The organism is Flexibacter flexilis DSM 6793 (assembly GCF_900112255.1).
Taxonomy (GTDB): Bacteria; Bacteroidota; Bacteroidia; order Cytophagales; family Flexibacteraceae; genus Flexibacter; species Flexibacter flexilis.
In genome coordinates this window covers 1-10064 of sequence record NZ_FOLE01000021.1, presented here as the reverse complement: position 1 = coordinate 10064, position 10064 = coordinate 1, and the positions used below count along the sequence as shown (strand labels likewise).

The 10064-nt window shown below is 42.8% G+C and carries 6 protein-coding genes; all 6 read left to right on the top strand.

The genetic code is table 11. From position 1 onward, the window contains the following. Window positions 1-1278 (top strand): site-specific integrase (locus BM090_RS17765; protein ID WP_221405428.1); only part of this gene is annotated, 1278 nt, incomplete at its 5' end. 122 nt (window positions 1279-1400) lie between these two features. Continuing rightward, complete coding sequence (locus BM090_RS17760; RefSeq protein WP_091516946.1) at window positions 1401-4061, top strand: type I restriction-modification system subunit M; 2661 nt, start codon at window positions 1401-1403, stop codon at window positions 4059-4061. A 7-nt stretch (window positions 4062-4068) separates the two neighbouring features. Beyond that, entirely contained in the window at window positions 4069-5307 is a 1239-nt protein-coding gene (locus BM090_RS17755; RefSeq protein WP_091516938.1) for a restriction endonuclease subunit S, read from the top strand. 103 nt (window positions 5308-5410) lie between these two features. Then, entirely contained in the window at window positions 5411-8572 is a 3162-nt protein-coding gene (locus BM090_RS17750) for a type I restriction endonuclease subunit R (RefSeq protein WP_091516934.1), read from the top strand. Between the two features lie 8 nt (window positions 8573-8580). Beyond that, the gene (locus tag BM090_RS17745; protein ID WP_221405427.1) at window positions 8581-9258 is read left to right on the top strand and encodes a M48 family metallopeptidase; all 678 of its coding nucleotides are present in this window, start codon (window positions 8581-8583) and stop codon (window positions 9256-9258) included. Window positions 9259-9327: 69 nt separating this feature from the next. Next, on the top strand, window positions 9328-10064 hold a 737-nt coding region (locus tag BM090_RS17740; RefSeq protein WP_091516925.1), incomplete at its 3' end, for an ArdC family protein.

The following is a 10064-nucleotide window of genomic DNA, read 5'->3' as shown; positions in this document are numbered from 1 at the left end:
TCAATCAAAATAGTGTCAATTTTTATTGTAAATATCATGGAAAACACTGCAACCATTGCTGTCGCTATCGACAAAAGAAGGCAAAAAGTAGATGGGACTTTCCCCCTCAAATTACGCATTACTTTCCGAAAAGAAAGACAATACATCAGTATTGACGAATCTGTTTCGTTAGCTGATTGGGACAAGCTCAAAACGGCCTCTGTGCGCGGCGAGCAACTCAAAAAACTAAAAATCAAAATAACGGCCATAGAGCATAAAGCTCAGCTTATACTCAGTACAATGGGCGTATTTACTTTCAGGCGATTTATAGAGTTATACAATGGAAAAAGTGCCAATGCCGCCGTATCGCGTAAGGTTATAAACTACTTCCAAACCTTTATTGATAATCTTTTGGACGAAGGGCGCATCAAATCCGCATGGGGATTTAATGGCGCACTCAACTCGCTACGGCAATATGCTGGCACAAAAAACTTATATTTTGAAGATATAACCCCTTCCTTCTTGAGAAAATATGAGGACGCGCTCCTCAAAAAAGGCCTCAAGCCTGGTTCTATTGGCTTTTATACCACCTCTATTCGCACCATTTTCAATGCTGCCATCGCGGACGGCATTGTCTCCAAAGACTTTTACCCCTTTGGGCGAAAGAAATATCAGCCCTTAAAGTCGGTTAATGTCAAAAAAGCCTTGCCCTTAGCTGACATTATGAAAATCATTCACTACACACCCCAAGACCCACAAGGAAAAGAGGCATTCGCCCGAGACTTGTGGGTCTTTTCGTATCTATGCAATGGGATAAATGTAAAAGATATATGCAACCTCCAATATAGCAATATAGACGGCGACCGCTTAACATTTATGAGGCAAAAAACCGCTAACAAACTCCGTAGTAATCCGCGTTTAATTCAAGCACATTTGCCACCCATTGCCCAAGAAATTATAGCTCGTTGGGGTCAAAAACCTTGTTTGCCTAACACTTATATTTTCCCGTTTTATACTGATGAACAGTCTGCTTTGCAAAAGGCAGTGAAAACCAGTAACATTATCTACACAGTCAATAAATTTATGAAGCAAATCAGGGAAGAATTGGGCATTTCCAAACATATAACCACTTACACCGCACGACACAGTTTCTCGACCGTACTCAAGCGTTCAGGGGCAAGTATAGAGTACATTAGCGAGAGTTTGGGGCATACTAATACAGCCATTACGGAAGTCTATTTGGCCAGTTTCGAGGACGACACCCGCAAAGAAATGAGTAAAAGACTGTTGGGAGAGTAATTTATTTAACTCATTATTGATAAGAATCTTATACCCTTTATTGGCTTGCAATGAGGGGTATAATTGCTTATGCTGGCAAAATAACACTCGAAACTTTCCTTACATTTACGTTATTTTGCCCCATGAAAACAACAAAATTATCCCTTAGTCAGTTAGAAAACTTCTTGCTCAAAGCTGCCGATATTTTGCGCGGCTCAATGGATGCCAGTGAGTTTAAAGAATATATTTTTGGTATGCTTTTTATTAAAAGAATGTCTGACCAGTTTGAACAAATCAGGCAGCAGAAAAAAGAAGAGTATAGACAAAAAAACAGACTATCGGAAACGGAGATAGAAGAGCTGTTGGAAGAACAAGCAACGTATGGAGATGCTTATTTTGTGGCAGAATTATCGCGCTGGGAAAAACTCAAACACTTACATACCAATATTGGGGAAGCTCTTGATATTGCATTGGCGCAACTGGAAGAACATAACCCTACTTTGGCGGGCGTACTCAAAGACAATATCAGCTTTAACCAAGTGAAAGGCAACAAACGTGTTATTTCCGACAAAAAAGCCAAAGACTTAATCGACCATTTCAATAAATACCAACTCACCAACGACAATTTTGAATTTCCTGATTTGTTGGGAGCGGCTTACGAGTACCTTATCAAATACTTTGCGGACAGCGCAGGCAAAAAAGGAGGTGAATTTTATACCCCGCCTTTTGTGGTGCGCCTGATGGTGCAATTGGTTAAGCCAGAAAAAAACCATGCCGTCTATGACCCAACAGTCGGGTCGGGTGGTATGTTGGTACAGTCCTTTAGCTTCGTGGAAGAACAAGGCGATTCAGGCATCACCCTGAATCTGTTTGGCCAAGAACTCAATGCTACGACATGGGCAATTTGTAAAATGAACATGATTTTGCACGGGATTAACAGCGCGAACATCAAACAAGGCGACGTAATCCAAGAGCCTTTGCATCTGAAAGATGGCCGTTTAGAATCTTTCGACCGCATACTGGCCAACCCGCCGTTTTCCCAAAATTACACCAAACAAGGAATGCAGCAAACAAGCCGTTTTCGCTACGGCTACGCACCCGAAACAGGCAAAAAAGGAGATTTGATGTTTGTGCAACACATGATTGCCATGCTCAAACACAATGGCTTGATGGCTACCGTCGTGCCGCATGGGGTGCTGTTTCGTGGTGGCGCGGAAAAAACCATTCGCGAAGGCATCATCAAAGACAACCTCATTGAGGCCGTGATTGGGTTGCCGCCTTCGTTGTTTTATGGCACGAGTATCCCCGCTTGTATTTTGGTCATCAACAAAGGCAAAAGCGACAAGATGCGTAACAAAATCCTGTTTATCAATGCCGATGCAGAGTTTGGAGAAGGCAAAGCCCAAAATTTTTTACGCCCCGAAGACATCGAGAAAATAGATACGGTTTTCACTGAAAAAATAGAAGTGCCGAAATATTCGCGTTTGGTGGATATAGCCGAAATCGAAGCCAACGACTTCAATCTCAATATCAGGCGTTATGTGGACAACACGCCCGCGCCCGAACCCCAAGACGTAAAAGCGCACTTGCTCGGAGGCGTGCCTATGGCCGAAATCAAAACGCAACAAACCGAATACGACAAGTTTGGCATACCCACCGAAGCCATTTTCGTCCCACGCAAGGAAGATGAAAACTATGCTGATTTTATCGCCGACATCACGGACAAAGCCCACATCAAAAACACGATAGAAAACCATGAGGCTTTGCGCAAAACCTTGCAGGCGTTTAAGGATTTGACAAGCCAATGGTGGCAAGAAGTCCAAACTGATTTTGGGAAATTGGAGCAAAAAGAGCTGAACATTCCCCAAATTCGCAAAAGTTTACTGGGCAGCCTCCAAACCAAACTCCTGACTTTGGGCGTGTTTGACCGCTATCAGGTGGCAGGTATTTTTGTGAACTGGTGGCAGGCCATCAACAACGATTTGAAAACCATCGCCTCGATGGGTTGGACGAATACGCTTGTGCCTGACCAACTCATTATCCAGACGTATTTTGCCCACAAAATCGCTGAAATAGAACAGCTCGAAATCCAAATCAATGAAACAGAGTCGCTGTTGGCCGAACTGATGGAAAGCATTGATTTTGAGACAGAAGAAGACGAAAAAGTAAGCGTGAAAACCCTGACCGATTACCTGAAAAGCGAAATAAGCCAATACAACCAACGTAGCGATGCGGAAAGCAGACAAATGGTGCTGAAACTCAAAAAACAGGAAAACGACTTAAAATCGGCGGACAACTTACTGAAAGTGAGCAAAAAATTACTCAAAGAAAAACAAATTAGTTTGGAGGATTTGGTAGATGCCAAAAAATACGGGCGCGAGGATTTGATACAAAAATACCAAGACCAAATCATTTTGTTGGAAGCCGAAAAAGCCGCCGCCGACAAAGAAAGCGACAAAGCCAAATTGGACAAACAAATCGAGCATTACAAAGCCAAACAGTTGCAAGTACAAGGTCTGGTGGCGCAAGCCGAGCAGGTAATCAGCCAAGCCGAAGCCCAAACCCTGATTTTGGAGAAATATCACGGCATGGTATTGCAGCAATTGGAACGTTATTTGCGAGCCGAACAAAGAAAGTTGGCCGCCCTGACCGAAAATCTCTGGGACAAATACCGCATCAGTCGCGCCACTTTGCAAGCCGACAGAGCCGCTACTTTGGCGCAATTAGATGCTTTTTTGCAAGCGTTGGGGTACATAAAAGCACCCGAAACGAAACCAGCACCTTCTTTAAAACCCTTAAAATAAGCTATTTATGAACATACAAGGCTGGGAAGAAAAAACAATTGGGGAGATTGCAGACGTAAAAGGAGGTAAAAGATTGCCTTATGGCCATGATTTTACAGATAAAAGTACACAAACGGCTTATATTAGGGTCACAGACTTGGTTCGCGGCTCTGTAAATGTTAATAATCTAAAATATATATCTTTTGAAACCGAACAGCTTATAAAGAATTATAAAATATATGAGAATGATGTTTACATATCAATTGCAGGAACAATCGGGTTGGTAGGAAAAATTCCCCGAAAACTTAATGGGTCAAACTTAACTGAAAATGCTGCAAAAATAACGAATATTAGCGATGGCGTTAGTAGTGATTTTTTATCTGTTGCATTGTGTTCAGATAATGTTCAAGTTCAAATAGATGCCTTTGTAGGTTCAGCTGTACAGCCTAAATTGGCACTATTTAGAATAAAAGCTATCAAAATCCATCTCCCCACTTCTGTTGAGGAGCAGCGCAAAATAGCGGCGGTGTTGTCGAAGGTAGATGAGGCCATTGAGCAAACCCGCGCCCTTATCGCCAAAAACGAACAAATCAAAACAGGCCTGATGCAAGATTTGCTCACACGCGGCATCGACGAAAACGGAACGATTCGCTCCCAGCAAACACACGCTTTCAAAGATTCGCCCTTGGGCAGAATCCCTGTCGAATGGGAAGTAGCTTTTTTTAGTGATATAGCTGACCTAATAAGTGAAAAATATTTGCCCAGTAATACTAACACGCAAAAATGTATCAACCTTGACCATATCGAGTCTAATACAGGCAGCCTTATTGATACGGTAGATTCTAGTATAAATCGCAGTATAAAATCAAAATTTAGAAAGGGAGATGTACTTTTTTCTAAATTGAGGCCGTACTTAAAAAAATATCTTTTAGTTGATTTTGAGGGAGTTTGTACTACGGAAATACTTGTTTTTAGACCAAAAGAAAACAATATTTCCTTTCTTTTATTTTTGTTTGTTCAGACAGATAAATTTATTAACTATACTGTTGGACAATCATTTGGAACAAAAATGCCAAGAACGGATTGGAAAATCATTTCAAACTTTGAAATTCCACTCATACCAATAGAAGAACAAAAAATGATTGCAAATAAAGTGATACAATTCGATAAGTATTTACAAAATGAGCGCGCAGAATTGAGCAAACTCGAACTGCTCAAAAGCGGTTTGATGCAAGACCTGTTGAGCGGAAAAGTGAGGGTTGCGTAAATAAATCTAGAGAACAAACATATCCTAAAACAATACTTTGGGTTGATTCTGTGCGCATTTTATTGTATAATAGGCTCATAGAATTTTACCCGCACCTTCTACGATGAAAACCACGTATCTCTCCCTTTCTGTTCCTGCATGGAAACAAGCTACTGGCCGCGAATGGCAAAAAGTAGAACTCCCTTTACTCAACCAACTGGCTACCCTGCACTGGGACGTGCTTTTGCTGAAAGGCAAAATGGAAGGCGTGCAATATCCGCAAGATAGTGGTCGTCGTTCTTTTTCGGAGGTGATTCTCCGAGAAATGTTTGAGGCAAGTTTGCTCAAAATAAACCCTTGGCTCACTGCCGAACAAGTAGCCGAAGTATATCAAAGGCTCACGACTTACACGGCGGGCAGTTTGCTGGAAAACAACCAGCATATACTGGAATTGTTGTTGGAAAATACCAGCGTGTCGGTCAATCATCAGACAGGCGACAAATCCCCCACCGTCAAAATAATAGATTTTGATAACGTAGCTAATAACACGTTTACGGCTATTTCGCAACTGAAAGTAGCTATTTTGGGGACAGACAAATATATTTTTCCTGACATTACGCTGTTTATCAACGGGATACCTGTGGCGATTGTCGAATGTAAAGCCGACGACAAAAAAGACCCCATCGCGCAAGCCATTGAGCAAATCAATCGCTACGCCGAACACGCAGGACACGAGGGTCAGGGCAATAAAAATCTGTTTTATTACAACCAAATCGTGGTGGCCACTTGCGGCAATATTGCCAAATTTGGTTCGATTACGACCAAAACCGAAAAGCACTTTTACCGTTGGACAGACCCGTATCCGCTCACATTGCAGGATTTGGAAGACAGCATCGGCAGCCATAGCGACCAAGCCCGTTTGGTGGCGGGTATGTTTTCCCCCAAGAATTTATTAGACCTGATTCGTTGCTACACGGTTTTCTATGAAGTAAGCAACCGCAAAGTAAAAGTCGTGGGTCGTTATCAGCAGTTTAGGGCCGTCAAACTGATTTTGGAAAGGCTCAAACAAGGTAGAAATCCGCAAGAAAGAAGTGGAATCGTTTGGCATACGCAAGGCTCGGGCAAGTCGCTGACCATGATGTTTTTGGTGCGTGAAATGAAAAAATCCAACACGGATTTGAAGCAATGGAAAATTGTGTTTGTAACAGACCGCACCGACTTAGAAGACCAGTTGCAAGAAACCAGTGCCGTAATTGGCTATTCCGTACAAGCGGCTGCCAAAATCAAAGATATTCCTGCCATGCTGCGCTCGGATACGTCCGATGTGTCGCTGATAATGATACAGAAATTCCAGACCAACGACATCGTACAACTCAACTTGGGCGAGCTGAACACCAGCGACCGCATTTTGGTCATGACCGACGAGGCGCACCGTAGTCAATACAAAGAACTCAGGGCGCAACTCAATGCAGCTTTGCCTTATGCTACACACGTGGGCTTTACGGGTACGCCGATTGAGAAAACCGAAAAAGTTTTTGGGGAATATATCGACAAATACACCATGCGCCAAGCCATTGACGACGGCGTAACGCTCGAAATCGTCTATGAAGGCCGCACACACAACGCCGAGATTAGCGATAGCGATGCGGCCAACCAGATGTTTGCCGATGTTTTTGCCGACTACGACGACAACGAACAAACGCAAATACTTATCAATGGCGTAAGAATGACCCGCAGGGCTTATTTGGAAGCCAACGAAACCATCAGAGCAAAAGCCAAAGACATGATAGACCATTATGTAACGCATGTGTTTACCAATGGCTTTAAGGCGCAAGTGGTGGCTACTTCGCGTTTGGCTTGTGCGCGTTATTCTCAAGCCCTCCAAGAGGCGTTGGCCGAAAAAGTGGCCGCCCTCAAACAACATAATCCTTACCATGTAAATATCCCGCTACTGGAAACGTTGGAGGTGGGTGTCGTGATTTCGGGAAGCCAAAACGATACCAGCGACCTTACGCCATTTACCAACAGCAGCAAACACAAAACACTGACGGAGCGTTTCAAGCTCTCTTTTGACGAACAAGGCGACTCAGGAACGGGTGCGGTTGGTATTTTGGTGGTCAATAATATGTTGCTGACGGGTTTTGATGCACCCATCGAACAAGTAATGTATTTGGATAAAGTCATTGTGGCACATAATCTTTTGCAGACCATTGCCAGAGTAAACCGCGTAGGCGCACCCAGCAAAGAAGTTGGCTTTATTGTGGATTATGTCGGTGTAGGGCATCATCTCAAACACGCCCTTAATGTGTATGACGAATTGGAGCAAAGCGAAATTTTAGCTTGTTTGGGCAACGACAGCAGCCAACTCAATGAGCTTATCGAAACCCACGAACAGCTGATGAACTTTTTGAAAGAGTTCCAACTCAACGATTTGGACGATACCGAAATGTTTTTTGATTTGTTTTATGATGAGGAAATACGTTTTAAGTTTGTTTCGCTGTATAAGGCCTTTGCCAAAGCCCTTGACGTGGTGATGCCTCAAAAAGAGGCGTTGCCTTACCTGCAAGACTTCAAACAATTGTCTTTGATTAACGTGCAGGCAGCCAAACATACCAGAGACCAGCATTTGAATATGAGCAGTGTTTCCGAAAAACTCAGGCTTATTGTAGATGAATACTTGGTTTCTAAGGGCATCGACCAAAAAGTACCGCCGCTTTCTATTTTGGATAAAGAATTTATGTCGGAAGTGTCTTTGAAGAAAAGAGCCAAAACCAAAGCGGCAGAAATTGAACACGCTATCCGTAATTATTTGACCGAACACTTGGACGAAGACCCCGAATTGTATAGCTCATTTGCTCAACTGTTGGAGGAAATTCTGCTCAGAAACCAAAACAATTGGGAACAAGTGTACGAGGAATTAAAAGACCTCTTGGAACGTTTGAAAAAAGAACAAGAAAAAGAGTCGTATGGTTTGGACAAAAAAGCAATGAGATTTTTTAGGTCTTTGCATAAGCAACTCTTTGACAATGCGCCCTTAGACGAAGACAACAACGCCGCACTGGTCAATGTGACGCAACAAATCATGCAAATTTTGCGTACAGAAATGGCCTTAGAACGTTTTTGGGAGCCGCACAGACACGCCGACCAAAACAGACTCAAAGGCGCGTTGCAAGACTTGTTACTTGAATCCCCTTTGATAGAGCAGGTGAAAGTTAAACGAGCAGAAATTTGTAGCAGACTCATGGAGTTGGCCAAAGCCAACAACGATGAAATTTTGTATAATTGACCAAAGTAATGATGACTTATAAATACACCATAAAATATTCCTCTAAAAGAAAAACGCTGGGTTTGATAGTGGAAAGAGATAAAACCATCACGGTTTTGGCTCCAGAAGGTGTGTCGGAGGAGTTGGTCAATGCGTTTGTGGAGAGGAGAAAAATGTGGCTTTATGATAAGCTAAATTTTACGTTAAAATTTAGACAAAATACCATTCATACCCCCTTTGTTTCGGGTAAATCTATTATGTATTTGGGCAAAAATTACAAGTTAGATATTACGGAACAAGAACATTTTGAGGGCTTCCGATTTAACAATAAATTCTTGTTGTCCAAGCAAAATCAAGAGAGAGCAGAAGAATTATTGGCGCAATGGTATAAGCGCAAAGCCATCGAAAAACTCAAGCCAAAAATAGAATTATATGCTCAAAAACTGGGCGTAAGTTATGGCAAATTATACTTTAGCGATTTAAAATTGCGTTGGGGTTCTTGCAGTCCACAAAACAACCTTAATTTCAATTGGAAACTCATCAAAGCCCCTGCTTTTGTGATAGATTACATCATCATACACGAACTTGCGCACCTGATAGAGTTGAATCATACGCCTGCTTTTTGGAATATTGTACAAATACAAATGCCTAATTACCAAGAAGCCAGAACTTGGTTAAAAAATCATGGAGAAAAAATTTTAGTTTAAGTCCCCCTCACACAGAAAGCATGATAGGCTTGTATAAAAGAGCTCTTGAAACAAAACTCAAATTTCAAGATGAACTCCAAAAACAACCCTACGAGTGATGTTTACCAAAGAGTAAACGAACTCATCATTGAACGACTGGAACAGGGCGTGGCACCATGGCAAATGCCTTGGCGAGCAGAACTGCCCAAGAACTACTTGAGCCAAAAGGCTTATCGAGGGATTAACTGCTTCTTGCTCAATCTGTTTAACTTCCCCAAACCCTATTTCCTGACCTTCCAACAGGCCAAAGAACTGGGCGGCAAGGTCAAAAAGAACAGCAAGTCCCTACCTGTGGTGTATTGGAATTGGCTCTACATTGACCCGCTGACGCAAAAGTCCATTCCCAATCCCACGCCTGCGCAAAAGCCCTTGCTGGAGCGTATTCCTTTGTTGCGTTATTACAACGTCTTCAATATCAGCCAAATCGAAGGAGTGGACTGGAAACTACCCGACTCTGAACCCCTGACACCGCACTTGCCGATTCAGACCGCCGAACGCTTGTTTGAATTTATGCAACCACAATTGCCGCCTTTGCGAATCGGAGGCTCTTCGGCCTATTATGCTCCCCTGCTGGATTATATCCAATTGCCTGATAAACATCGTTTTATCGGCTCGGAGGAGTATTATGCCACGCTGTTCCATGAGTGCATCCATGCCACAGGCCACGCCTCCCGCCTCAACCGCAAGGAAGTGGTGGAGGCCAGTTCTTTTGGTTCGTATAGCTATGGGGTGGAGGAATTGACGGCAGAAATGGGGGCGAGTTTCTT

Bases quoted from the DNA above. Each gene is read 5' to 3' on its own strand.
- BM090_RS17760 (WP_091516946.1), top strand. From the start codon at position 1,401: ATGAAAACAACAAAATTATCCCTTAGTCAGTTAGAAAACTTCTTGCTC.
- BM090_RS17755 (WP_091516938.1), top strand. From the start codon at position 4,069: ATGAACATACAAGGCTGGGAAGAAAAAACAATTGGGGAGATTGCAGAC.
- BM090_RS17750 (WP_091516934.1), top strand. From the start codon at position 5,411: ATGAAAACCACGTATCTCTCCCTTTCTGTTCCTGCATGGAAACAAGCT.
- BM090_RS17745 (WP_221405427.1), top strand. From the start codon at position 8,581: ATGATGACTTATAAATACACCATAAAATATTCCTCTAAAAGAAAAACG.